Origin of the sequence: Staphylococcus sp. HL28, from assembly GCF_021117155.1 — a bacterium.
GTDB lineage: Bacteria > Bacillota > Bacilli > Staphylococcales > Staphylococcaceae > Staphylococcus > Staphylococcus warneri.
On record NZ_CP088218.1, the window covers coordinates 744,333 to 770,377 of the forward strand.

General features: G+C 31.9%; 27 protein-coding genes. 24 read left to right on the top strand and 3 right to left on the bottom strand.

Going from position 1 to position 26,045, the window contains the following annotated elements; genetic code table 11:
- Positions 1–176 precede the first annotated feature (176 nt).
- The 8 genes from LPC11_RS03525 (at position 177) to LPC11_RS03560 (ending at position 6,366) form a co-directional block, all read left to right on the top strand.
- Entirely contained in the window at positions 177–986 is an 810-nt protein-coding gene (locus LPC11_RS03525; RefSeq protein WP_023373598.1) for an energy-coupling factor transporter ATPase, read from the top strand.
- Positions 983–1,843 (top strand): energy-coupling factor transporter ATPase, encoded by an 861-nt coding sequence (locus LPC11_RS03530; protein ID WP_041613659.1) that lies wholly within the window; start codon positions 983–985, stop codon positions 1,841–1,843. The genes LPC11_RS03525 and LPC11_RS03530 overlap by 4 nt, the downstream gene beginning before the upstream one ends.
- Positions 1,833–2,639, top strand: coding sequence for an energy-coupling factor transporter transmembrane component T family protein (locus LPC11_RS03535; protein WP_023373594.1), 807 nt, complete (start codon positions 1,833–1,835; stop codon positions 2,637–2,639). Before LPC11_RS03530 ends, LPC11_RS03535 begins: the two co-directional genes overlap by 11 nt.
- Positions 2,640–2,643: 4 nt before the next feature.
- Entirely contained in the window at positions 2,644–3,447 is an 804-nt protein-coding gene (gene truA / locus LPC11_RS03540; protein WP_041613657.1) for a tRNA pseudouridine(38-40) synthase TruA, read from the top strand.
- Between the two features lie 269 nt (positions 3,448–3,716).
- On the top strand, positions 3,717–4,154 hold the full coding sequence (gene rplM / locus LPC11_RS03545) for a 50S ribosomal protein L13 (protein ID WP_231307355.1): 438 nt from the start codon (positions 3,717–3,719) through the stop codon (positions 4,152–4,154).
- 19 nt (positions 4,155–4,173) lie between these two features.
- A complete protein-coding gene (gene rpsI, locus LPC11_RS03550; RefSeq protein ID WP_002450501.1) occupies positions 4,174–4,566 on the top strand; it encodes a 30S ribosomal protein S9 in 393 nt (130 codons plus the stop codon).
- 187 nt (positions 4,567–4,753) lie between these two features.
- Positions 4,754–5,668 carry a DUF2268 domain-containing putative Zn-dependent protease gene (locus LPC11_RS03555; RefSeq protein ID WP_023373590.1) on the top strand — a complete coding sequence of 305 codons (915 nt, stop codon included), beginning with the start codon at positions 4,754–4,756 and terminating at the stop codon, positions 5,666–5,668.
- Positions 5,647–6,366, top strand: coding sequence for a MerR family transcriptional regulator (locus LPC11_RS03560; RefSeq protein ID WP_041613655.1), 720 nt, complete (start codon positions 5,647–5,649; stop codon positions 6,364–6,366). Before LPC11_RS03555 ends, LPC11_RS03560 begins: the two co-directional genes overlap by 22 nt.
- A gap of 51 nt (positions 6,367–6,417) precedes the next feature.
- Here LPC11_RS03560 and LPC11_RS03565 read toward each other — a convergent pair whose 3' ends face one another.
- Positions 6,418–7,146 (bottom strand): NAD-dependent protein deacylase, encoded by a 729-nt coding sequence (locus LPC11_RS03565; RefSeq protein ID WP_041613653.1) that lies wholly within the window; start codon positions 7,144–7,146, stop codon positions 6,418–6,420.
- A gap of 262 nt (positions 7,147–7,408) precedes the next feature.
- Here LPC11_RS03565 and LPC11_RS03570 point away from each other — a divergent pair, with 262 nt between their 5' ends.
- The 9 genes from LPC11_RS03570 to LPC11_RS03610 all read left to right on the top strand — a co-directional run bounded on the left by LPC11_RS03570 (position 7,409) and on the right by LPC11_RS03610 (position 15,788).
- Positions 7,409–8,164, top strand: a complete 756-nt coding sequence (locus tag LPC11_RS03570; RefSeq protein WP_023373584.1) for a DeoR/GlpR family DNA-binding transcription regulator — start codon at positions 7,409–7,411, stop codon at positions 8,162–8,164.
- Between the two features lie 275 nt (positions 8,165–8,439).
- The gene (gene lacA, locus LPC11_RS03575) at positions 8,440–8,868 is read left to right on the top strand and encodes a galactose-6-phosphate isomerase subunit LacA (protein ID WP_023373582.1); all 429 of its coding nucleotides are present in this window, start codon (positions 8,440–8,442) and stop codon (positions 8,866–8,868) included.
- A 17-nt stretch (positions 8,869–8,885) separates the two neighbouring features.
- Positions 8,886–9,401: a galactose-6-phosphate isomerase subunit LacB gene (gene lacB / locus LPC11_RS03580; RefSeq protein WP_002466506.1), complete on the top strand. Its 516-nt coding sequence runs from the start codon at positions 8,886–8,888 to the stop codon at positions 9,399–9,401.
- A gap of 12 nt (positions 9,402–9,413) precedes the next feature.
- Positions 9,414–10,346 carry a tagatose-6-phosphate kinase gene (lacC, locus tag LPC11_RS03585; RefSeq protein ID WP_114599603.1) on the top strand — a complete coding sequence of 311 codons (933 nt, stop codon included), beginning with the start codon at positions 9,414–9,416 and terminating at the stop codon, positions 10,344–10,346.
- Positions 10,347–10,349: 3 nt separating this feature from the next.
- Positions 10,350–11,321, top strand: coding sequence for a tagatose-bisphosphate aldolase (gene lacD / locus LPC11_RS03590; protein ID WP_002466502.1), 972 nt, complete (start codon positions 10,350–10,352; stop codon positions 11,319–11,321).
- A gap of 31 nt (positions 11,322–11,352) precedes the next feature.
- The gene (locus tag LPC11_RS03595) at positions 11,353–11,664 is read left to right on the top strand and encodes a PTS lactose/cellobiose transporter subunit IIA (RefSeq protein ID WP_023373578.1); all 312 of its coding nucleotides are present in this window, start codon (positions 11,353–11,355) and stop codon (positions 11,662–11,664) included.
- 5 nt (positions 11,665–11,669) lie between these two features.
- On the top strand, positions 11,670–13,391 hold the full coding sequence (locus tag LPC11_RS03600; protein ID WP_002466517.1) for a lactose-specific PTS transporter subunit EIIC: 1,722 nt from the start codon (positions 11,670–11,672) through the stop codon (positions 13,389–13,391).
- 18 nt (positions 13,392–13,409) lie between these two features.
- Positions 13,410–14,822: a 6-phospho-beta-galactosidase gene (gene lacG, locus LPC11_RS03605; RefSeq protein WP_023373451.1), complete on the top strand. Its 1,413-nt coding sequence runs from the start codon at positions 13,410–13,412 to the stop codon at positions 14,820–14,822.
- A 105-nt stretch (positions 14,823–14,927) separates the two neighbouring features.
- Positions 14,928–15,788 (top strand): alpha/beta hydrolase, encoded by an 861-nt coding sequence (locus LPC11_RS03610; RefSeq protein WP_041613638.1) that lies wholly within the window; start codon positions 14,928–14,930, stop codon positions 15,786–15,788.
- 106 nt (positions 15,789–15,894) lie between these two features.
- Here the strand turns inward: LPC11_RS03610 and LPC11_RS03615 are convergent, their stop codons facing one another.
- Complete coding sequence (locus LPC11_RS03615) at positions 15,895–16,893, bottom strand: LLM class flavin-dependent oxidoreductase (protein WP_023373447.1); 999 nt, start codon at positions 16,891–16,893, stop codon at positions 15,895–15,897.
- Positions 16,894–17,017: 124 nt separating this feature from the next.
- Between LPC11_RS03615 and LPC11_RS03620 the strand changes: the two genes are divergently transcribed.
- The 5 genes from LPC11_RS03620 to LPC11_RS03640 all read left to right on the top strand — a co-directional run bounded on the left by LPC11_RS03620 (position 17,018) and on the right by LPC11_RS03640 (position 20,966).
- Complete coding sequence (locus LPC11_RS03620; protein WP_041613637.1) at positions 17,018–18,025, top strand: NADP-dependent oxidoreductase; 1,008 nt, start codon at positions 17,018–17,020, stop codon at positions 18,023–18,025.
- Positions 18,026–18,087: 62 nt separating this feature from the next.
- Positions 18,088–19,095 carry a zinc-binding alcohol dehydrogenase family protein gene (locus LPC11_RS03625; RefSeq protein WP_023373444.1) on the top strand — a complete coding sequence of 336 codons (1,008 nt, stop codon included), beginning with the start codon at positions 18,088–18,090 and terminating at the stop codon, positions 19,093–19,095.
- A gap of 483 nt (positions 19,096–19,578) precedes the next feature.
- Positions 19,579–20,115 (top strand): alkaline shock response membrane anchor protein AmaP, encoded by a 537-nt coding sequence (gene amaP / locus LPC11_RS03630; protein WP_002450483.1) that lies wholly within the window; start codon positions 19,579–19,581, stop codon positions 20,113–20,115.
- A 12-nt stretch (positions 20,116–20,127) separates the two neighbouring features.
- Positions 20,128–20,367, top strand: a complete 240-nt coding sequence (locus LPC11_RS03635) for a DUF2273 domain-containing protein (protein WP_002450482.1) — start codon at positions 20,128–20,130, stop codon at positions 20,365–20,367.
- 83 nt (positions 20,368–20,450) lie between these two features.
- Complete coding sequence (locus LPC11_RS03640; protein WP_023373442.1) at positions 20,451–20,966, top strand: Asp23/Gls24 family envelope stress response protein; 516 nt, start codon at positions 20,451–20,453, stop codon at positions 20,964–20,966.
- 91 nt (positions 20,967–21,057) lie between these two features.
- On the opposite strand, the gene LPC11_RS03645 is transcribed toward LPC11_RS03640, so the two are convergent.
- Positions 21,058–23,013, bottom strand: coding sequence for an IucA/IucC family protein (locus LPC11_RS03645; protein ID WP_023373440.1), 1,956 nt, complete (start codon positions 23,011–23,013; stop codon positions 21,058–21,060).
- Between the two features lie 102 nt (positions 23,014–23,115).
- Between LPC11_RS03645 and LPC11_RS03650 the strand changes: the two genes are divergently transcribed.
- Both LPC11_RS03650 and LPC11_RS03655 read left to right on the top strand, forming a co-directional pair.
- Positions 23,116–24,291, top strand: coding sequence for an MFS transporter (locus LPC11_RS03650; protein WP_023373438.1), 1,176 nt, complete (start codon positions 23,116–23,118; stop codon positions 24,289–24,291).
- Positions 24,288–26,045 (top strand): IucA/IucC family protein, encoded by a 1,758-nt coding sequence (locus tag LPC11_RS03655; RefSeq protein ID WP_114599606.1) that lies wholly within the window; start codon positions 24,288–24,290, stop codon positions 26,043–26,045. Before LPC11_RS03650 ends, LPC11_RS03655 begins: the two co-directional genes overlap by 4 nt.

Sequence of the window (26,045 nt, forward strand, 5' to 3'; positions counted from 1 at the left end):
AACAAAACTGATGGGGTGCGCGCTTTTTTATTTTAAGCTGAGATAATTATATCTTCAGCTTTTTTTATACTTCATAGATTGAAATACAAAATGCTTTTAATCATAATGAACACGTATACATATGTTATTAAATAATGTAAAATGTTTAAGGTAACTAAAAATAAGGGGGAATAAAAGTGAAGGAAGAAGAAAATATTATAGAATTTAAAAATGTATCTTTTAAATACCAGAGTGATTCTGCCTTCACTTTAAATGACGTGTCATTTCGTATTCCTCGAGGCCAATGGACGAGTATAGTTGGTCACAACGGTTCAGGTAAGTCTACTGTTACTAAACTAATGGTAGGCATTGAAGAATCAGATGAAGGACAAATTTTATTTAATAATCATAAAATTGATAAAGACAATATAGCCCAAATAAGAAAGCAAATTGGTATTGTTTTTCAGAATCCAGATAACCAATTTGTAGGTGCAATTGTAAAGTATGATGTTGCCTTTGGTCTGGAAAATCATTCAGTACCTTATCACGAAATGCAGGAAAAAGTAACAAGAGCATTAAAACAAGTAGATATGTTAGATTTAGCAGAATATGAACCACATTCTTTATCGGGTGGTCAAAAACAAAGAGTAGCTATTGCTAGTGTTTTAGCATTAAATCCATCTGTCATTATCTTAGATGAAGCTACATCAATGCTAGATCCTGTAGCTAAAACATCTTTATTACAATTAGTAAAAGAAGTTCAAAAAGAACAACAAATTACAATTATTTCTATTACACATGATTTATCTGAAACAATGAGTGCAGATAATATTATTGTTATGAATCATGGAAGAATTTATAAACAAGGTAGACCCAATGAAATCTATAATGATGTTGATCAATTAATGAAAATAGGGCTCGAATTACCTTTTGCTATGAAAATGAATCAACTATTGTTTGAAAGTACATCATTTGTTACATATGAAGGGTTGGTTGATCAATTATGAGTCTAAATATGAATAATGTGAGCTATATATATCAACCTAAAACACCATATGAGTTTAAAGCCATAAACAACATTTCACTTACTTTTGAACAAGGACATTATTACGCGATTGTTGGACAAACTGGTAGTGGTAAATCAACATTGATTCAACATATCAATGCACTTTTAAAGCCAACAAATGGGTCAATAGAATTTAATGAAAAGCGTATAGACAGAAAAACGAAAGATAAATTTTTAAGACCTATACGTAAACAAGTAGGTATGGTTTTCCAATTTCCAGAATCACAACTTTTTGAAGATACTGTAGAAAAAGAAATTGAATTTGGACCGAAAAATTTCAATATGAATGTACAAAAGGTGAAAGACACAGCTTTTGATATGTTATTAGAGCTTGGTTTTTCAAGAAATGTCATGTCTTTATCACCGTTTCAAATGTCGGGTGGTCAAATGAGAAAATTAGCATTAGTTTCTATTTTAGCCATGGATCCTGATATTATTGTTGTCGATGAACCAACTGCAGGTCTAGACCCTAAAAGTAGACTTCAAGTTATGACTTTACTTAAAAAATTACAAACTGAGCAGCAGAAGACAATTATACTAGTGACTCATGATATGAATGATGTTGCTAAATATGCTGAAGAAATCATTGTTATGCAAAAAGGTGAGGTAAAGGCTATTGAAAATCCTAGAACGCTTTTCAGTCGCCCTGAAACACTTAAACAATGGCATATCACTATGCCTGATGTTGTTTGTTTACAACATGACTTTGAAACGAAATATAATACAAAATTACCAACCACTGCTTTAACAGAAGAAGAGTTTGTAGAGTTGTACAAGGAGTGGCAAAATGAAAAATAAATTAATAATTGGACGCTACCTTCCTAGCAATTCATTTATTCATCATTTAGATCCAAGATCAAAACTGATATTTGTATTTATTTTTATTATTTTTATATTTTTATGCCATTCCTTTGGTACATATGCATGGTTGTTTATATTGATTTTATTAATTGTGAGAATGGCTAAAATTAATTTTATGTTTTTAATTAAAGGACTAACACCAATATTTGTCTTTTTAATATTTACATTTTTAATGCACTTATTTTTTACAAAAGGTGGTACAGTTCTTTTACATTGGCACTTTATCACTATTGAAAGTAATGGTATTTTAGAAGGCGTTTATATTTCCTTACGTTTAATATTCATTGTTATGATAGCGACTGTAATGACGCTTTCAACGAGTCCTATTGATTTGACAGATGCGTTTGAAAAATTATTAACACCATTGAAATGGTTGAAACTACCAGTTCATCAATTAAGTATGATGATGTCTATTGCATTAAGATTTATTCCAACGCTGATGGATGAACTGGATAAAATTATTTTAGCGCAAAAATCTAGAGGCTCTGAAATAAGTTCTGGAAGTGTTGTGACAAGAATTAAAGCATTTATTCCATTGATGATTCCATTGTTTATTTCAGCCTTTCAAAGAGCAGAGGAATTAGCGATTGCTATGGAAGTAAGGGGATATGATGCACATGCAGAAAGAACGAGCTACAGACTACTTCAGTGGCGTCTGAGAGATACATTGATATTGTTACTATTAATTCCTATATTAGGTGTATTATTGTTAATTAAATTTATGGGAGTGTAAATGATTGCGTATTTTAGTAGAAATAGAATATCAAGGTAACCAATTTTTAGGATTTCAAATTCAACAACAAGGTAGAACCGTGCAACAGCAATTTGAAAAAATACTAAAAAGAATGCACAAACGCCATATACGTATACACCCTTCTAGTCGTACTGATAGAGGTGTACATGCGTACCAACAATATTTTCATTTTGATACAGAATTGCAAATTGAAAATAGTAAATGGCAATATGCAATGAATAGTGCTTTACCAGATGATATATATGTGAAATCTGTTCAACACGTCAATGAAGATTTTCATTGTAGATATGATTGTGTCGGCAAAAGATATCGATATAAAGTTTATCAAGCTAAGCACCGAGATCCATTTCAAAGTGGAATGAAAACCTATATAGCAGATTCATTAGACTTAAATCAGATGAATGAAGCTGCAAAACTATTTATAGGTACTCACGACTTTACTGGATTCTGTTCACAAAAAACAGAAGTAGAGAGTAAGGTGAGAACCTTATACCAAAGTGAAATCGTAAAAACAGACGAAGGCTTCGATTATATAGTTACTGGATCAGGTTTTTTATATAATATGGTTCGTGTACTAGTCGCATTTTTAATAGAAGTAGGAAAAGGTAAAAGATCTCCAGAAGAAATCCCACAATTACTAAAGGAGAAAAATAGAAATAAAATACCTTTTACTGCGCCATCTGAAGGGCTATATTTAGAAAAAGTTTATTTATCAGATAAAGCATTAATTAAAGACTTTGGAGACAAAATTAAAATACATTATAAAAAATCATTACAAAATGATTGAATTGCATTGACAAAAGGCCTATGAAATTATAAGATTATTAACGGTATTGTTTTATATCCACCCCACGATAAGCCCCGGAATCTTATTGTGTTACAAGATATATAAGCAAAATAGAACAACAGTTAACAAAATAAATGAAATCTACGCTTTAAATCGTAACAATTTTTAAATCAAACCAAATAGAATATAGACATTACGGAAGTAACTATGGTTAATCAAGTTTGTCTAGAGTCTAAAACGAAGCATTTATTTTTAGGAGGACAATTATTATGCGTCAAACATTTATGGCAAATGAATCAAACATTGAGCGCAAATGGTATGTTATCGATGCTGAAGGCCAAACATTAGGTCGTTTATCATCAGAAGTAGTATCTATCTTACGCGGTAAAAATAAAGTAACTTATACACCACACGTTGATACAGGTGATTATGTAATCATTATCAACGCTTCAAAAATCCAATTCACTGGTAATAAAGAACAAGACAAAATGTATTACCGTCACTCAAATCACCCAGGTGGTTTAAAATCAATCTCTGCTGGTGAATTAAGAAGAACTAACCCAGAACGTTTACTTGAAACTTCAATTAAAGGTATGCTACCAAGTAGTCGTTTAGGCGAAAAACAAGGTAAAAAATTATTTGTATATGGTGGCGCTGAACATCCACACGCTGCACAACAACCAGAAAACTACGAGTTACGTGGTTAATTAGAAGGAGGAAATTACATTGGCACAAGTTGAATATAAAGGCACAGGCCGTCGTAAAAACTCAGTAGCACGTGTACGTTTAGTACCAGGTGAAGGTAACATCAAAGTTAATAACCGTGACGTACGTGACTACTTACCATTTGAATCATTAATCTTAGACTTAAACCAACCATTCGATGTTACTGAAACTAAAGGTAACTATGACGTTTTAGTTAACGTTCACGGTGGTGGATTCACAGGACAAGCACAAGCTATCCGTCACGGAATCGCTCGTGCATTATTAGAAGCAGATCCTGAATACAGAGGTTCTTTAAAACGCGCTGGATTATTAACACGTGACCCACGTATGAAAGAACGTAAAAAACCAGGTCTTAAAAAAGCTCGTCGTTCACCTCAATTCTCAAAACGTTAATATTGCCAAGGTTGTTGCGAACTTGTTCGCAAACAAATTGGTTTACGATTAATAGAGCAAAAAGCACTTCTCGAAAGTTCGAGGAGTGCTTTTTTGTGTTATTTATAGAGATGATTTTAATTATAAATATGTCTTGAAAGTAACGTAACGTTATCCCTTATTGTACTTATAGGGAGGTAATAATTGTATGTACAATATAAAAATAATTAGATCAGATGAAGTATATAGACAACTTATTAACATGGAAAAAGAAAAAAGAAACAAATACTTTAAAGAAAATTTACTTAGAGAGTTTGAATTGAAGTTTCAAATACAACAAATACCTATTGATAAGAAAGATCATAATAATTTTGATATAATTTCATATTTAGGCCAATCACATATTATTCCTAGTGAGATTAAATTAAATGATATAGATAAGATAAAAGAAATGGATAACCAATTTTGGAATGATTGTGAACATTCAATTAAGAGTGCAATTAATCAATTTGAAATGTCTGATGTTCAATCCGAATTAAAAGAATATAAATTTACAGCTTTATTAGGCGATGAAAAAAAGCCTACTATGTTTCTAAATCAAAATTATGTTGGGGATGGGGGAATACCAGGATATATTATTCTATCACTAGTACCTAATAGTTATACTTTAAGTAGAGTTAAAAGTGCAATTGCTCATGAAATAAATCATAATATTAGATATCAATATGTTGATTGGGATGGTGGATCATTAGCAGAATTAATTGTAGCGGAAGGTTTAGCTGAAAATTTTGTAGAAGCAATGTATGGTAAAGACTATATAGGTCCATGGGTGTCATCAATAGAGTGGGATAAGAATCAGAAATTAATTAAAAATCTTTTAAAGAATAATTTGTCTATTAATAATATTTTTGAATCAACTCCTTATTTATACGGTGATGAAATTTCAAAATCATATGGTGGCGAGCCAATGGGGATACCATACGCTGCTGGTTATACATGTGGGTATTACTTAGTAAAATATTATTTAGAAAAAACAAAATGTAGTATTGAAAAAGCAACAATCAAACCAGCTGATGAAATTTTAAAAGAGGTGGAAGCGTTTTGGAATACCAATATAGTTTAAAAGAAATCATGAAAATAACAAGGGTAACCAAAAGAACACTACATTATTATGATGAAATTGCATTATTGAAAGTTAAAAAGAATGAAAGTAATCATAGAATATATTCTCAAAAAGATTTAGTAAAGTTACAAAAAATAATATTATTAAAAAGCATGGATATGAGTATTAAAGATATAAGTAAAGTTATCAATAAAAGTGATAGCGAATTGAAAATGGTATTGAAAAAGCAGAAAGAAATTTTAAATAGAAAAATAGAAAGTTTAGAAAATACAAAGAGTGCAGTTGAACAGTATATTAAAGATATTCCAATTACAGAAATTGATGAATTGAATAATATAGCTTTTAAGCAATATCAGGAAGAAGCAAAAATAAAATATGGACATACAAATATTTATAAAGAATTCATCAAATCAAACGATGAAAATCTATTTAAAGAAGAAAAAATGAAAAAGTTTGAAGAGATTTTCCAAAAATTTAATAAGCTATCTTTAAATAAATTAGATATTGAGGATGCATATGATGTTGTGTATGAGTGGAAAGATTTTATGAATCAAATTGGACTTATGGATAATCAATTGCTTTGTTTAATAGCAGATACATATCAAAGCGATGAAAGATTTAACAATTATTTTAAAAAATACGAGAATCCATATATTACAGAGTATATTTCTCAATCAATCAACTATCATTTATCATAATTGTCATAGTGAACAAGCACTTCTCGAAAGTTCGAGAAGTGCTTTTTTGTGTTATTTATTTAATTCTGAAACGACATTTACCATGTCATCATTAATGACCAAAGAAGCATGAGAATCATAAGGTGTATCATCTTTATTGATAATAATTAAATTGTCACCTTTGAAATTGGATATGAGACCAGCAGCAGGTTGTACGACTAAAGAAGATCCTAGTACGACTAATGTGTCTGCATTTTGAATTTTCTGTAATGCACGCATTATAACATTTTGATCCAACATTTCCCCGTATAATACGATGTCAGGACGAATTGTAGCGCCACAAATATCACATTGCTTTAATTGTCTTTCAATAACGTCCTTTTTAGAATATAGATGATGACATTGATTACAATAAAAAGTGTTTAGTGACCCATGTAACTCATCTACATGTTTACTACCTGCGTCCGAATGGAAGCCATCGATATTTTGTGTGATGACACCTAAAGACTTTTCGTCATTTTCTAATTGAGCAATCCATCGATGAACTATATTTGGAGATTTATCTATATACATTAGTCTTTTATGACAAAAATTGATAAAGCCTTTTGGATCATCTTGCAAATAATCACGACTTAGTAAGTATTCTGGTGAATAACCTTCTTTAGATATTTCATCGAATAACCCTCCCATAGAACGAAAGTCAGGTACACCACTTGCTACCGAAACGCCAGCACCTGTAAAAAATACAATGTTACTAGAATGATCTAGTATATTTTTTAAAGATTCAATTTTATTATTCAAAAAGACACCTCATTTTTATAAAAATTTATATATACTTTAACTTTATCTCAATCACAAAAACACTTTACAATGATATTATAATAATAAACCAATCGATATTGAAGACGCCTGTAATTTAATAAAGGGTCAATATAAGATGGAATTTACATAAAACTAGCATAGTAAACATTAGTAGAGACACTGTGAGTAATATGTATGTTTAATTATCATTATATTACAACCAATGATACATTATAGAGCCTAATTAAGGAGGCAAAATAAAGTGAATAAGCACGACCGATTAGATGCAATTGCAAAATTAGTAAATAAAAAAGGAACTGTAAGAACCAATGAAATAGTAGACGGATTAAATGTTTCAGATATGACTGTAAGAAGAGATTTAGTAGAACTTGAAAATCAAGGCATTTTGACGAAAATACATGGTGGTGCACGTAGTAATTCTACTTTTCAATATAAAGAGATGTCACATAAAGAAAAGCACACACGTCAGATGGAAGAAAAAAGATATATTGCTAAAAAAGCTATTTCATTAATAGAAGATGGAGATACTTTATTTTTAGGTCCTGGAACAACTGTAGAAATTTTAGCAGAAGAAATTAATCATCATTCCCTAACCATCATTACGAATTGCTTGCCTGTATACAAAATATTATTAGAGAAGCAAACAACTAATTTTCGTGTATACTTATTAGGAGGAGAAATGCGACATTTGACCGAAGCGTTTATAGGTGAAATGGCTAACACCATACTTGAAAAGCTACATTTTAGTAAAATGTTTTTTAGTAGTAATGGTGTTAATAATGGAGCTGTCATGACATCTTCAATGGATGAGGCATATACGCAACAACTAGCCTTAGAACATTCGATAGAGAAGTATTTGCTAATCGACCATTCCAAAGTTGGAAAAGAAGACTTTACATCTTTTTGTCATTTAGATGATTTGACAGCAGTAGTGATGGACGTAACTGATTCTGAAAAGTTAGACCAAATTAAATCATATATTGAAGTTGTTGAATAAAATTAAAATTAACAAAACCTTGAATCAATCGATTCAAGGTTTTTTATTTTGTTCATCAATCCAACAGTTTCAAGTGAATTTTCAAACAGAAATGTGTGATATTCACACAATTTAATTATAAATGTTTGAATAAACTATGAATTCAAACAAAATAACGGCACATTATGTTGAATTAATGTTTGATTACGTTTATAATTTAAACATGAAGATTTGAAAGCCTTTTCTCTAATTTTTGAAAGCCGCTTTTAATTAATAAATCAAAAAGGAGATTTTTTATGACAATCATTATTGGATCAGATGTTGATGGTAAACGTTTAAAAGATTTAATTAAAACATACCTAGTCGAAAACAATTTCGATATTTTAGACGTAACAGAAGGTAAAGAATTAGATTTTGTTGATTCTACACTTGCCATAGCGAAGGAAGTACAAAAGAACGATGACAATTTAGGAATTGCTATCGATGCTTTTGGTGTAGGAAGCTTTATGACTGCTACAAAGATTAAAGGCATGATTGCAGCAGAAGTATCAGATGAAAGATCTGCTTATATGACAAGAGGTCATAATAATTCAAAAATGATCACTATGGGTTCAGAAATTGTTGGGGATACTTTAGCTAAAAATGTAGTTAAGGGATTCGTAAATGGTCACTATGATGGCGGACGTCATCAAATACGTGTAGATATGCTTAATAAAATGTGCTAATTAAAGGAGGATAAAAAATGAAGATAGCTTTAGGTTGCGATCATATAGTAACTGATACAAAAATGGAAGTTTCACAATTCTTAAAATCAAAAGGTCATGAAGTCATTGACGTTGGTACTTATGATTTTACACGAACACATTATCCAATCTTCGGTAAAAAAGTAGGAGAACAAGTCACTAGTGGGAATGCAGATTTAGGTATTTGTATTTGCGGAACAGGTGTAGGAATAAATAATGCAGTAAACAAAGTTCCTGGAGTAAGAGCAGCACTCGTACGTGATATGACATCAGCACTATACGCTAAAGAAGAACTCAATGCAAATGTTATTGGTTTCGGTGGGAAAATCATTGGTGAACTATTAATGTGCGATATTATCGAAGCATTTATCGATGCTAAATATAAACCAACTGAAAAAAGTGAAAAGTTAATTGCAAAAATTAAACATTTAGAAACGCATAATGCAGATCAAGCAGATCCCCATTTCTTCGATGAATTTTTAGAAAAATGGGACAAAGGCGAGTATCACGATTAAAGGACGACGCATATGATATTAACACTAACATTAAATCCATCTGTAGATATTTCATATGCAATTGAAGCGTTTCATCTAGATACAGTTAATCGAGTTTCAAATATCGATAAGACAGCAGGCGGTAAAGGTCTTAATGTGACACGTGTATTAAATCAATTAAGCGAACCTGTTACTGCTAGTGGTTTAATAGGTGGACCATTAGGTGATTTTATTGAAAATCAATTAGACGATTCACAAATAAAACATTCATTTTTCAAAATTAATGACACAACGAGAAATTGTATTGCTGTACTACATCAAGGAATGCAAACAGAAATTTTAGAACAAGGTCCAACAATAAGTGAAGAAGAAGGTTCTAATTTTTTAAATCATGTTGATACATTAATTAAAAAAATGGACGTCGTAGCGATATCAGGTAGCTTACCAAAGGGATTAAATCAGGATTTTTATTCAAAGATTATTGAGAAATGTCATGAACATCAATTACCAGTCGTACTTGATAGTTCTGGAGACACATTGATGACATCTATACACTCGCCTTTTAAACCAACAGTTATTAAACCTAACATAGATGAACTATATCAACTTTTAAACCAACCAGTTGATGAGAGTATTGAAGGACTTAAGAAAGCACTAAATAATCCAATTTTCAATGGTATCGAATGGGTTATCGTGTCTTTAGGTGCTAAAGGTATGTTTGCTAAGCATCATAATCAATATTACAAAGTTAATATTCCATCTATTGAAGTATTAAATCCAGTTGGTTCGGGTGACTCTACAGTGGCTGGCATCGCTGCTGCATTATTAAATCATGAGAGTGATGAACAACTACTTAAAAAGGCGAATACATTAGGTATGCTAAATGCTCAAGAATCACGTACTGGATATGTCAATTTAAATAATTATGATGATTTGTATCATCAAATTGAATTATTAGAGGTGTAAATAATGGTAAAAACTCAAAATAAAACGGCAGCAATTTCACAATTAAGTAATGAGCAAGGTGTTATTTCAGCACTTGCTTTTGATCAACGTGGTGCTTTAAAACGTATGATGGCTAAATATCAAACTGGTGAGCCAACAGTTGAACAAATTGAACAATTAAAAGTTTTAGTAGCAGAAGAATTAACTCAATACGCTTCATCTATCTTACTTGACCCAGAGTATGGCTTACCAGCAACAGAAGCAAGAAATAAAAACTGTGGTCTATTATTAGCTTACGAAAAAACTGGTTACGACGTAAATGCTAAAGGCCGTTTACCAGATTGTTTAGTTGAATGGTCAGCAAAACGCTTAAAAGAACAAGGTGCAGATGCAGTTAAATTCTTATTATATTATGACGTTGATGATGAAGAACAAATCAATATTCAAAAACAAGCTTATATTGAAAGAATCGGTTCAGAATGTGTAGCAGAAGATATTCCATTCTTCCTAGAAGTTTTATCATATGATGACAATATTGCGGATAACGGCAGTGTTGAATTTGCAAAAGTGAAACCTAGAAAAGTGAACGAAGCTATGAAATTATTCTCAGAACCTCGATTCAACGTTGATGTATTAAAAGTAGAAGTACCTGTAAATATGAAGTATGTTGAAGGATTTGCAGATGGAGAGGTTGTTTATACCAAAGAAGAAGCGGCACAACATTTCAGAGATCAAGAGGCTGCAACAAATTTACCATATATTTATTTAAGTGCTGGTGTATCTGCAGAGTTATTCCAAGAAACATTAAAATTTGCGCATGAAGCAGGTGCTAAATTTAATGGAGTACTTTGTGGACGTGCTACTTGGGCAGGGGCTGTTCAAGTATATATTGAGCAAGGTGAAGCGGCAGCACGTGAGTGGTTAAGAACGACTGGATTTAAGAATATCGACGATCTTAACAAAGTACTTACTAAAACAGCAACATCTTGGAAATAAATGATATTGATTTGAGGGGAGTATAACGCTCATGAATAGAGAAGAAGTACAATTAATTGGATTTGAAATTGTAGCATTTGCAGGGGATGCACGTTCTAAATTTTTAGAAGCATTAACAGCTGCACAAAATAAAGATTTTGACAAAGCTGAAGCTTTAATTGAAGAAGGTAAAGGTCTTATAGCAGATGCGCACAAAGCTCAAACTAGTCTTTTAGCTAAAGAAGCTCAAGGAGAAGATATCGCATATAGTGTGACAATGATGCATGGTCAAGACCATTTAATGACTACTATTTTATTAAAAGATGTCATGTCACATTTAATAGAATTATATAAAAGAGGGTGAAGACCTTGATGAAAAAGTTAATTGCTCAAATTGAGAAGGGAAAACCATTTTTTGAAAAGTTATCAAGAAACATTTATTTAAGAGCTATTCGTGATGGATTTATTTCAGCAATGCCTGTCATATTATTCTCAAGTTTATTTTTACTAATCGCTTTTGTACCGAACGTATTTGGTTTCAAATGGGATAAAGAGATGGAAGGCATCTTGATGAAACCATATAACTATACAATGGGACTTGTAGCATTACTCGTAGCTGGTACAACAGCTAAATCACTTACAGATTCATATAACCGTAAGCTTGAAAGTACTAACCAAATCAACTTTATTTCAACAATGCTTGCGTCAATCTGTGGTTTCTTATTCTTAGCAGCTGATCCTGCTAAAGAAGGCGGATTTTTAAATGCGTTTTTAGGAACTAAAGGGTTATTAACTGCCTTTATTTCAGCATTTATCACTGTCATTGTTTATAACTTCTTTATTAAACGTGATATTACTATCAAAATGCCTAAAGAAGTACCACCGAATATTTCACAAGTATTCAAAGATATTTTTCCATTTTCAGCAGTTATTTTAATTTTATATGGTATCGATTTAACAATTAGAGCGACTATTAAAACGAATGTTGCTGAAGCAGTACTTAAAGTATTTGAACCATTATTTACAGCAGCTAATGGTTGGATTGGAATCACAATTATTTTTGGTGCCTTTGCATTATTCTGGTTTGTAGGTATCCATGGTCCTTCTATCGTAGAACCTGCAATTGCGGCCATTACATATGCGAATATTGAAGCTAACTTTAAATTAATTCAAGCTGGTGAACATGCAAATAATGTTATTACTTCTGGTACACAAATGTTCATCGTAACAATGGGTGGTACTGGTGCTACTTTAGTTGTTCCATTTATGTTTATGTGGGTAGCTAAATCCAAACGTAACAGAGCCATTGGTAGAGCATCCGTTGTACCAACATTCTTTGGTGTAAATGAACCTATCTTATTTGGTGCCCCATTAGTTTTAAACCCAGTATTCTTTATACCTTTTGTATTAACACCAATTGTTAACGTATGGATCTTTAAATTCTTCGTTGATGTATTAGGAATGAATAGCTTCTCAGTTAACTTACCATGGACTACGCCAGCACCATTAGGTATCGTCATGGGTACGCAATTTGCATTGTTATCATTTGTTCTTGCAGTAGTATTAATCGTTGTTGATATCATTATCTATTATCCATTCTTAAAAGTTTATGATAATGAAATTCTAGAAGAAGAAGCCGGCATTAAGGAAAGTAATAGCGAGTTACAAGATAAAGTCGCAGCTAATTTCGATACTAAAAAGGCAGACGCTATTTTAGCATCACATTCAAATAAAGGTACTGAAACTAAAGCAGACTTAACAAACAATATAAAAGAACAAACAAATGTATTAGTCCTATGTGCAGGTGGAGGAACAAGTGGATTATTAGCTAATGCTTTAAATAAAGCAGCTGAAGAATTTAATGTTCCTGTCAAAGCTGCAGCTGGTGGCTACGGTGCACATATGGATATTATGAAAGATTATCAGTTAATTATTTTAGCCCCTCAAGTGGCTTCAAACTATGAAGATATCAAACAAGACACTGACAAATTAGGTATCAAGTTAGTTAAAACTCAAGGTGTTGAGTATATTAATTTAACGCGTGATGGACAAGCAGCACTAGCATTTGTACAAAAACAATTTGAAGATTAGATAGGAGCGTTTTTCATAATGACTAAAAAATTACCTGAAGATTTTATTTTTGGTGGAGCGACTGCCGCATATCAAGCTGAAGGAGCAACTCAAACGGATGGTAAAGGACGTGTCGCATGGGATACTTATCTAGAAGAAAATTACTGGTATACTGCAGAACCTGCAAGCGATTTTTATCATCGCTATCCAGTGGATTTAGAATTAAGTGAAAAATTTGGTGTAAATGGTATTCGTATATCTATCGCATGGTCTAGAATTTTCCCTAATGGATATGGAGAAGTAAATCCAAAAGGTGTTGAATATTACCATAAACTATTTGCCGAATGCCATAAGCGTCATGTAGAACCATTTGTTACATTACATCATTTCGATACACCTGAAGTACTTCACAAAGATGGTGACTTTTTAAATCGTAAAACGATTGACTATTTTGTAGATTATGCAGAATTCTGCTTTAAAGAGTTCCCTGAAGTAAAATACTGGACAACATTTAATGAAATTGGTCCTATTGGAGATGGTCAATACTTAGTTGGTAAGTTCCCTCCAGGTATAACATATGACTTCGGAAAAGTATTTCAATCTCATCACAACATGATGGTGGCACATGCCAAAGCAGTGAAGTTATTTAAAGATGGAGGATATAACGGCGAAATTGGCGTTGTACATGCATTACCAACTAAATATCCTTTAGATCCTAATAATCCAGAAGATGTTAAAGCAGCAGAATTAGAAGATATCATTCATAATAAATTTATTTTAGATGCAACATATTTAGGTAAATATTCACGAGAAACAATGGAAGGTGTTCAACATATACTTTCTGTGAATGGTGGCAAGTTAGATATCACAGATGAAGATTACCAAATTTTAGATGCAGCTAAAGATTTAAATGACTTCCTAGGTATTAACTACTATATGAGTGATTGGATGAAAGCTTACGATGGAGAATGTCTAATTACGCATAACTCAACTGGTGATAAAGGTGGATCAAAATATCAATTAAAAGGTGTCGGACAAAGAGAGTTTGATGTCGATGTACCAAGAACAGATTGGGATTGGATGATTTACCCACAAGGTTTATATGACCAAATTATGCGTGTTGTCAAAGACTATCCTAATTATCATAAAATCTATATCACTGAAAATGGTTTAGGTTATAAAGATGAATTTATAGAATCTGAAAAAACAGTTCATGATGATGCACGTATTGATTATATTAAACAACATTTAAATGTTATCTCTGATGCAATAGCTGATGGTGCTAATGTTAAAGGTTATTTCTTATGGTCATTAATGGATGTGTTCTCATGGTCAAATGGTTATGAAAAACGATATGGATTATTCTATGTAGATTTTGATACACAAGAACGTTATCCAAAGAAAAGTGCTTATTGGTACAAACAATTAGCTGAAACAAGAGAAATTAAATAGAGTATTTTTACAAGGTGTATCATTACGATGCACCTTGTTTTTTATGTGCGTAATTTGAAAAAATACTATATACTGAATGAAATATATGAAAAAAGAGGTAACTTTATGAAGTCAAAATGGCTACTAATGATTAGTGTTTTAATCATTGCACTGATTATAGTCGCATCAGTGATATTCGTACGTCAACATCATGCAACTAAAGTAGATAAAGAACGTTTTAAACAATCACATATTGGTACAATATTCGTACATGGTTATGGTGGTAGTGAAAACTCAGAAAAATATATGGTAAATCAAGCTGTCAAACAAGGTGTAACCAATAATGTCATCACAGCAAGGGTATCAAAGGATGGAAATGTCAATTTTAAGGGGAATCTTAAAGACAATGCTTCAAATCCTATAATCAAAGTAGAGATGGAAGATAATAAAAATGGTGACACTGAACAAAACGCTAAAAATATCAAAAATGTGTTAGCAAATCTTAAATCCAAATATAAGATTGATAAATATAATTTTGTAGGTCACTCAATGGGTAACTTATCATTTGCATACTTTATGAAAATGTATGGTACAGATAAAGATTTACCTCAATTAAATAAAGAGGTTAACATTGCTGGGACCTTCAACGGTGTTTTAAATTTAAACGAAAAAGTAAATGAAATTACGGTTGACCAAAATGGTAAGCCAAGTAAAATGACTGATAATTACAAAGCATTATTATCCCTTAAGGAAAATTATAAAAACAAAGATATTAAAGTATTAAATATTTTTGGTGACTTAAAAGATGGAACACATTCTGATGGACGAGTATCAAATGCTTCATCTCAATCTTTAAAATATTTAATAGGAGATTCGGTGAGTAGTTATAAAGAATCTAAATATAGTGGAAAGTCAGCACAGCATAGTCAATTACATGAAAATAGAAAAGTAGCCAACGAAATAATAGAATTCCTCTGGTCTAAATAAGAAAAAGGTACAATTTCCATACGTACAAATCGAACCTTTCTATTTATAGGTAGAAAGGTTCGATAATGTATTCAATTGGATATTGTACCTTTATTTTTATAATTTCTCATGATTTACTATATTCCATTACTAGTTCTAATAGCCTTTTTCGATTAGCTTCTCCATATACATGCGGCAAGATCATTATTTCGTCAACATGATAATCTTTCTTCAGTTGCTTTAGCTGGGTAGCTACTTGATATGGTGAACCGCTAATCACACGGTTTGCGTTGGATGACTTCTTCTTAAGTTCTCTATCAGTCCATTGACGATTTAGAGCTGTATCAATTGAAGGGTAAGATTTAGGCTGATTAGCATAAAAAATCCTAATTAACCACAAATGAAACGCATTTAGTAATTGATTGGTTTGGTTTAGGTGTTCTGCAGTAACAACAAACGTTGCTAATATGACATATGGTTTTACTCGGTCTCCATAGTGCTGATATATAGTAGATTTATATGTTTTAATAGCCGCTTGAAGGTGATGTGAAGCTTGACTCATCTGTGCTATTACAAATGGCAAGCCTTTTCTACCTGCTAGTTTCGCACTTCGTTCACTCATTCCAAGGATAAACATATCAGGATAATTATTGATTTGTGGCGTTGCAATTAAAGTTTGAAATCGATGTGCTTGAGTAACATCTTCAGTAAAATATTTTTGTAAATCGTTTAATTGAGTTTCGAATTGTAGTGGTTGAGTTTTATTTTCGTTCAATGCTGCAAAAACATTTGGATAGCTTTTAGAACGACCTAAAGCTAAATCAACACGTTGAGGATGTCGTGCTTCCATAATTTTAAACTGTTCTGCTACTTTATAAGGACTATAGTGTGGAATCATGATACCTCCACTGCCAATACGTATATGAGTCGTTTGTTCTAACAGAGTCATCATAATCATCTCTGGAGCACTTGATGCTACTGATAAAACTTGGTGATGTTCTGCTACCCAATATCTTTCATATCCTAGCTTTTCTGCCAGTTGTGCTAATTCGACACTATGATTCAGTGCATCAGTAGCATTTCTATTTTCGAAAATAGGGACATAATCTAAAATACTTAGTTTCATGATTAATACATCTCCAACTTAATCTCATTTATTGACTCATATTATACAGTTAGAACAAAATGATTGCGACATCTTGAACTGAGGTATTATGGTAATAACTATATTTTGAAAAAAGGATGATTCGATGAATAATGAACAAATAATTTTTAATAAATATCCTGATGGCATGCCACAGGATGATACATTTAAATACGAGGAAATAGACATCACAAATCCACAAAATGGTGAAATACAATTAAAAACATTATATATTTCAGTTGATCCTTATATGAGAGGCAGAATGTCACAAGGAGATTCCTATGTTCAACCATTTGAAGTAGGGAAACCAATTGTAAGTCATATCGTTGCTCAAGTAACTGCTTCAGAAGCGGATGGGTTCCAAGAAGGCGATATCGTTACAGGTATGTTGCCTTGGAAAAAATATAATACAGTAACTAGTGACAAAGTTAATATAGTACCCTCTACAGAAGTACCACTTGAATTGTATTTAAGCGTACTAGGTATGCCAGGTCAAACAGCTTATCATGGTTTATTAGATATTGGACGCCCACAAGAAGGTGAAACGGTTGTGGTTTCAGCAGCTTCAGGCGCAGTAGGTTCAGTGGTAGGTCAAATCGCTAAGATCAAAGGTTGTCGTGTGGTAGGCATCGCTGGTGGTCCTGATAAAGTAAATTATTTAACGGATACATTAGGATTTGATGCGGGTATTGATTACAAAGATAAGTATTTTGCTGAGAACTTAGCACAAGCATTACCAGATGGTGTGGATGTATATTATGAAAATGTTGGTGGAACTATTGCAGATGAAGTATTTAAACATCTTAATCGCTTTGCACGTGTGCCAGTGTGTGGTGCTATTTCTTCATATAACCACCCGGAAGATGACATTGGTCCAAGAATACAAGGCACATTAGTTAAAAAGCAAGCCATGATGAGAGGTTTCTTGGTAGCCGAATTTGCAAATGATTTTAAAAATGCGAGTGAAGTATTAGCGCAATGGGTTCATGAAGACAAAATAAAAACGCAAACAACTGTGGCGAATGGGTTTGATAAAGTACCTGAAGCATTTAGAAATCTTTTTACAGGTGACAATTTTGGTAAGCAAGTGATTAAAGTAGCAGATCCTGAATAAAATGTATATGTTAGATGATGAGGCAGACAGTTTTAATTAAAATCAATTGAGGTGATTGCAGCATGAAAGCAATAGGTTTTGATCAACCATTTAATTTAGATGAAGGAAATCAATTTAAAACATATGACATAGACCTGCCGCAGCCAAATAGAACAGAGATTTTAGTGAAAGTAAAGAGTATTAGTGTAAATCCCGTAGATACTAAACAAAGGCAATTGACTGTATCACATGCGCCAAGAATTTTAGGATTTGATGCAGTTGGTACAGTTGAAGCAGTTGGAAATAACGTGTCTATGTTTGAAGTAGGAGATAGAGTGTTTTATTCAGGTTCTCCCAGTCAACACGGTTCTAATGCTGAATATCAATTGATTGATGAACAGTTAGTCGCACATGCACCTGAAAATATTACAGATGAACAAGCTGCGAGTTTACCGTTAACTGGACTTACAGCATCTGAAACACTGTTTGATTGTTTCAATATTTCAAATGATCCAATGGATAATAATGGTAAAACGATATTAATTATTAATGGTGCTGGTGGTGTAGGTAGTATTGCAACACAAATTGCACGTCACTATGGTTTACAAGTGATTACTACTGCATCCAGAGATGAAACAGAGAAATGGTGTTACGACATGGGGGCAGACATCGTAATCAATCATAAAAAAGATTTAAAACAACAATTAACGCAACAAGGTATTGAAGAAGTGGATTATATATTTTGTACTTTCAATTCTGATATGTATTACGAAGCGATGATTGATTTAATTAAACCAAGAGGACATATTGCGACAATAGTAGCCTTTAATGAAAAACAAGATTTAAATCTACTTAAGTCTAAAAGTATTTCATTTTCTCATGAGTTTATGTTTGCAAGACCTGTTCACCGAACTAACGATATGAATAAGCATCATGATTACTTAAAAGATATTGCAATGAAAATAGAACAAGGTGTCTATCAACCAACTACTACGAAAGTGATTGAAGGATTGACAGTAGACAATCTATACAAGGCACACCAAACATTGGAAAGTCATACCATGATAGGTAAATTAGTAATTAACATTTAATTATTAGTGAGAAAATAACTTTGGAAAAATAAGTTATAGATAGAGCAATCATTAATTTAATTAGACCAATGCTACTATTTAGTAAACGTTGTATGATCTAGAATGATTAATTTACAAAATAACAATATATTATCAAAACCTGGGACATCACGTCTCAGGTTTTTAATTTTTCTACATGATATGGCCGTTTTTTAAATCACTAGATGGATAAAAATCTAGAACAAGTAAAAATATATAAGTGAAAGGAAGAGCTTTAGATATATTAGAATATAAAAGTTCGAAAGATAAAAAAAGTTTTTAGATTTTTTGAAATAAATGTTTCCGATTACAATTAAATGGGAATAAACCATATAAGTAGTACTTAATTAAATATAAAAACTGATAATTAAATTTTAAATTATTGGTTTTGATTTATTTATAATAGGGTACTCATTTTGTGTGATACTAGAAAATATAATACTAATTGAGGAGGTGTCATACGAGGTGAAAAGACTTAAAAACTTTATCCTTGGCCTACTTATCGTAGTCATCGTTGGTTTCCTATTGTTTATGTATATTAAAGATAGCCGTATTTCTCAATACCAAGACTACTTCTTACAATTCAATTGGTTCCAGCCACTATTGATTGGTCTAGCAGGATTGCTAATATTAATTGGTTTAATATTAGTACTAAGCATATTTAAACCTACGTATAGAAAACCTGGATTGTACAAAGAATTTGACGATGGTCATGTCTATGTATCAAGAAAAGCTGTTGAGAAAACAGTTTATGATACGATCGCTAAATATGATCAAGTTAGACAACCTAATGTTGTTACAAAAATGTACAACAAGAAGAAAAAATCATTTATTGATATTAAGGCAGATTACTTTGTTCCAAACAATGTTCAAGCAACATCTTTAACAGAAAGTATTCGTGCAGATATCAAACAAAATGTTGAGCACTTCACTGAAATGCCAGTAAGAAAATTAGAAGTAAACGTCAAAGATCAGAAAACCTCTGGTCCAAGAGTGTTGTAAGGGAGGGATATCATGGCTAATAATAATAACCAAAATGGACAAGACTCTACGCAACAACTTATTAACATATTGAAAACTTTCAAATGGAGAATTATCGGATTTTTAGCATTTTTACTTATAGCTATATTATTCCTAACTTTAGGTTTCTGGAAAACAATTTTAATTATTGTTTTATGTTTAATAGGAATAGGAATTGGGTATATTAAAGACCGTACACAAGACTTTTTGAATTTTCTAAATAGATGGAGTTAATTTAACTTTAATTTCTAAGATGTTCATTTAAAGTTTTAAAAAGATTAAATAATAATAATTTTATTTAAAAAGGAGAATGCAAAATGGCAGTAGATAACAATAAAGCAAAACAAGCGTATGATAACCAAACAGGTGTTAACGAAAAAGAAAGACAAGAACAAGAAAAACAACAGCAAGAAAACCAACAACCTCAATTTGAAAACAAATTAACTTTCTCTGATGAAGTAGTTGAAAAAATTGCTGGTATTGCAGCTCGCGAAGTTAAAGGTATCTTAGATATGAAAGGCGGCTTCACTGATAGCTTTACTAACGCTTTCTCAAGTGGTAACAATGTAACAACAGGTGTTTCTGTTGAAGTTGGTGAAAAACAAGCTGCTATCGACTTAAAAGTTATTTTAGAATATGGTGAATCTGCACCAAAAATCTTCCGTAAAGTAACTGACTTAGTTAAAGAACAAGTGAAATATATCACTGGTTTAGAAGTTGTAGAAGTTAACATGCAAGTTGACGATGTTATGACTAAAAAAGAATGGCAACAAAAACATGAAAAAGATAACAACCAAAACAACAACAATAACGAAAGACAAGGTTTACAATAATCTGTCCATCTAGTTAATTAGTTTTATAATAAAGAATCCGTGAGATACTTAAATATGTATCTCACGGATTTTTTTATCATACTATTTTGTATTAAGAATGTAAGGGATTATTTACTTTAATATATGTGTATTCATGTGCTTCATCTTCTAAGCGCATGGTAGTCACGCATTTATAATCAATTGTTTTAGCAAACATTACATTTTGAATTTCAGAGATTCTCTCATCAGAAACGTCGGTCATTGTATCTATAATTTGGTGTATGATGTTCGCTATATCGTCCCAAATTAAATCTTCTAAATTATCTTGATCAGCTGATTGTACAATGTTTAAGATTAATTCGCCTAAATGATTTTGAACTGTTGAATAAAAAGCTTTATTGAAAACAGAGACTTTAGATTCTGTCAAAATGCGTGATTTCTCGTGAAATTGGTCTGTAGCATAACCCATGTCATTTAATCTTGCTTGATCGATTCTCAATCCTTCAAAATCTCTCACATATAAATGATTTAATGAACCATCTTCATTAAAATGTACTATTGCATTTTGCAAATGCGCTTCAAGTGCAATTCCGTACTTCGTTAATAACGGTACAACTAAACCTAATAGGGCATGACTATAATCTTTCATCCACGCTAAAGCAGCCTCATCGTATGAAATGAATTCATTGTGACGTTGGTATAACTTAATTAATGAAACGACTGGTGGCTCAGAGTGATATGGATATTGAGCAACTAGACTTGATGGAATCATTGATGTTAAACCATTTTCCTTGAGGTGAGTGTTAATATTGGTTCTAAATAAGGTACCTAATTGTTCACTACGCTCAGTTTGTATAGGGTCTAGGTCGTTTTCATTATAAAAATGGATACCAGCAATTTCATCAATGACCGATGATGCATATGGTTTGAATGTCGCATCATTAACTAATATTTGATTTAAAATGTGGGTCACTAATGGGCCATTATGTGTGGTTTGCTCTGATAATGTTCTAATCTCTCCAGTAATATGCACATTAGTTGATAACTTAATATGAGGGTCTTCATTAGGTGCTTTTGGCATTAATGTTCTAAATGATAATCCAGCATAATATGGTAATGTACATTGAGTCTTAATGATCATATGTTGATCTAGTTCTTTACTATAATCTCGATCGAGCACTTCATCATACTGCCAAGGATGTACTATCATGACATGATAATCGTCTATATTGATATCATCATATTGTTTTATTTCATCCAGAAGTTGTTGATGCATATTAGGGAAAAGTTGATTAATCGTATCATTATAAGATTTATCTAATGATTGTACTTTACTAAATTGATGGTGTATCAAAATAATTTTCAAATCAATGGGTTGTGCAAATTCAGGAGAATATTTAAATGTTTCACTTGAATCCATACCTTTTCTTAATTTTGCACCTGGATGTAGAGGATGACCTTCGATAACAGCTTGTTCTGAACGTAAATAGCTATCATTATGATTTTTAATAATATCAAACAAAGGTTGCGACTCATCTTTCATGCTATAGGCTTGATAACTAATAGCAAATATCATATTTGCTGCGCTATTTGTTAAATCATCTTTAAATTGATCGCTAGCTTCGTTATCTAACTCCGGTGCTTCATTTAATACCCAATCTAATATGTCATTCGGATGTTCTACTCGATAAAATGATGAATCATTTATAGATTGATAATAAAAAGGACCTTCAACATCTACACGATTAAATGCGTGTTGACCACTTATGGGTGCATATAACTTTTTATGTGATGCTTTAAATTCTATTTCTAAAACTTCAGGTCGATGAATGGACAAAGCTTCGATATCTTTACTTTTTAATATTCTACTATGATCTTTGCCGTGTACCAGATTTTCTCTATGTATTGATGTGACTAATCTTTGTGTCACCTTATCGCGACCAATATCTATATTTTGAATAAAGTATTGCGACCATTCTGGATGAGATTGACTTAAAAATTGATAAGCATTTTGCTCATCTTTGGTCAATTTAAAATTATGTTCTTTTGTGTTTTTAATTGAATTCATAATTCACCTCTAAAAAAATATTTTACAAAAATTAATAAGATTTGTATAATCCATATTAATGATAATGATTATTATTATCAATTAAAAAGACAGGTGAAATTTATGGCTAAATTTTTCTTTTCCAGTTCATTTCTACTGTTTTTAGGGAATTGGATTGGGCAAATCGGGTTAAACTGGTTTGTACTTACTACATATCATAACGCAGTTTATTTAGGTTTAGTTAATTTTTGCCGGCTCGTACCCATTTTGATACTAAGTGTATGGGCAGGTTCTATAGCTGATAAATATGATAAAGGAAATTTACTGCGTATTACAATATCTTCATCATTTTTAGTTACGGCAATACTGTGTGTGATGACGTACTCATTTAATCAAATTCCGGTATATATTGTATTAATATATGCGACATTACGAGGAATGCTAAGTGCTGTTGAAACACCAGTTAGGCAAGCAGTCTTACCAGATTTATCTGATAAAATCACAACAACACAAGCAGTGTCATTTCACTCATTTATTATTAATATTTGTCGTTCTATTGGTCCAGCCATTGCAGGTGTTATTTTAGCAGTTTATCATGCACCAACGACATTTTTAGCTCAGGCTATTTGTTATCTTATAGCGGTAGCTTTATGTTTACCAATACACATTCAAGCAACTGATATGGGTGATCATCAAAAAGAAATGTCATTAAAAGTAGTGCTGGATTATTTCAAACGTAATTTAGAAGGTAGTAAAATTTTCTTTACTTCACTTTTAATTATGGCAACTGGTTTTTCATATACAACAATATTACCGGTTTTGACTAATCATGTTTTTCCCGGACAATCTGAAATATTTGGTATTGCAATGACTTGTTGTGCTATTGGTGGCATTATCGCTACAGTGATATTACCTAAAATTCTAGATCATATCGATGCTGTTAAAATGTATTATCTTAGTTCATTACTTTTTGGCATCGCCTTATTAGGTATCATTGTTCATAATTTAGTAATCATGTTTATCTGTATTACTTTAATTGGATTATTTAGCCAATGGGCGAGAACAACAAATCGCGTTTATTTCCAAAATAGTGTTAAAGATTATGAAAGGGGTAAGGTATTAAGTATTGTAATGATGGACCGAGGCATGATACCTTTAGGAAGTTTAATTATGAGTTTCTTTGCCGACAAATTTGGCGTATTAAATACATTTTTAATTATGGGAATAAGTACAGTAGCCATTTCGATCATATTTTACTTAATGCAACGAGTTCATAAAATTGGAGGAATTTCACAATGACACGCAATGAGTGGTTACTTGCGGATAAAAACATTCAACATAGAATGTTAAATGCAATTGTAAAAGAACGAATATGTCCTGAGGACGCAAAAATAAATCAATTAACAGATAAAATAGAAATACAATATCATGGACGAGTTCTAACTGCATATGTTTTAAGAAAAAGTATGTTAGAAAGATATGTTTTTGATGGACCATTCACCTATCAATGTGGTGATGAACGCGTTCAAATTACAAGTTTAGAAAGTTTACTTAACATATTGAATGATGCTTTTGATATTGAAATATCTGAGCGTTTATATCATGAGCTTATCCATAGTAGGGATAGCTTTGTAGAATCATATAAACAATTTAATAATAGAGCATCATTAATTCATCAAAGTATGACATTTTCAATGCTACCAGACACGATTAATTTTTTTACATGGTTGCAACATATCAAAGATAATGGTATTACAAATGATTTAAGTTACTCTGAAAGTTTAGTTTTAGAAGGACATCCAACACATCCTTTAACTAAGACCAAATTGCCATTAACATTAGAGGAAATACGTTGCTATGCACCAGAATTTGAAAAGATTATCCCATTACATATTATGCTAGTTTCAGCTTCACATATGATGACGACATCAATGGAAAATGATGAACAGTATATCGTTAATCAAATTATTCCAGAACTAAAGGATAAATTACAATCATTTCTAAAACCGCTCGATTTAGAAATTAATAATTATCGAGCAATTTTTGTCCATCCATGGCAATATGACCATGTGATTGGTGAACGTTTTAAAACATGGATTAGTGACAAAATATTAATTCCAACACCGTTTACAGTTGAATCTAAAGCCACATTGTCATTTAGGACAATGGAGTTATTGCATCATCCATTTCATATTAAATTACCAGTAAATGTGCAAGCGACAAGTGCTGTGCGAACAGTATCTACTGTGACAACGGTTGATGGTCCTAAATTAAGTTATGCACTGCAAGAAATGTTGAATATTTATCCTGAATTAAAAGTGGCTGCTGAGCCATTTGGTGAGTATGTCGATGTAGACGCGGATTTAGCACGTCAATTAGCGTGTATTGTTAGAGAAAAGCCAGTGTTAACTCAAGAAGGATCAACTATAGTTAGCGCGAGTCTAGTGAATCGCAATCCGGTTGATGATGATGTCATAGTTGATAGTTATATTAAATGGATAAATAACGAGCTCACTACAGAATCGATAGAACAATTTATTCGACAATATACAAGCACATTAGTAAGACCATTAATAGCGTATATTCAAGATTACGGTATTGCTTTAGAAGCACATATGCAAAATACCATCGTAAATCTTGGTCCCAATTATCAAATAAACTTTTTAGTCCGAGATTTAGGTGGTTCCCGTATTGATTTACAAACATTAAAACAGAAGCTACCAGATGTTGAAATTACGAATGAAAGTTTAATTGCAGATTCAATTGAAGCAGTAATAGGAAAGTTCCAACATGCCGTTGTCCAAAATCAACTGGCAGAGTTGATTCATCATTTTAATCAATATGACATGGTGAATGAAGAGACATTATTTAAAATAGTGCAACAAGAAATTGAAGCGGCGATTGATGCCAATAAAAATCATGCGCAAGCTTTACATCGTGTCTTATTTGGACCAACTATTTCAGTTAAAGCATTATTAAGTATGCGAATGGAAAATAAAGTGAAGAAATATTTAAATACAGAATTGGAAAATCCAATAAAAAAAGAGGTGTAA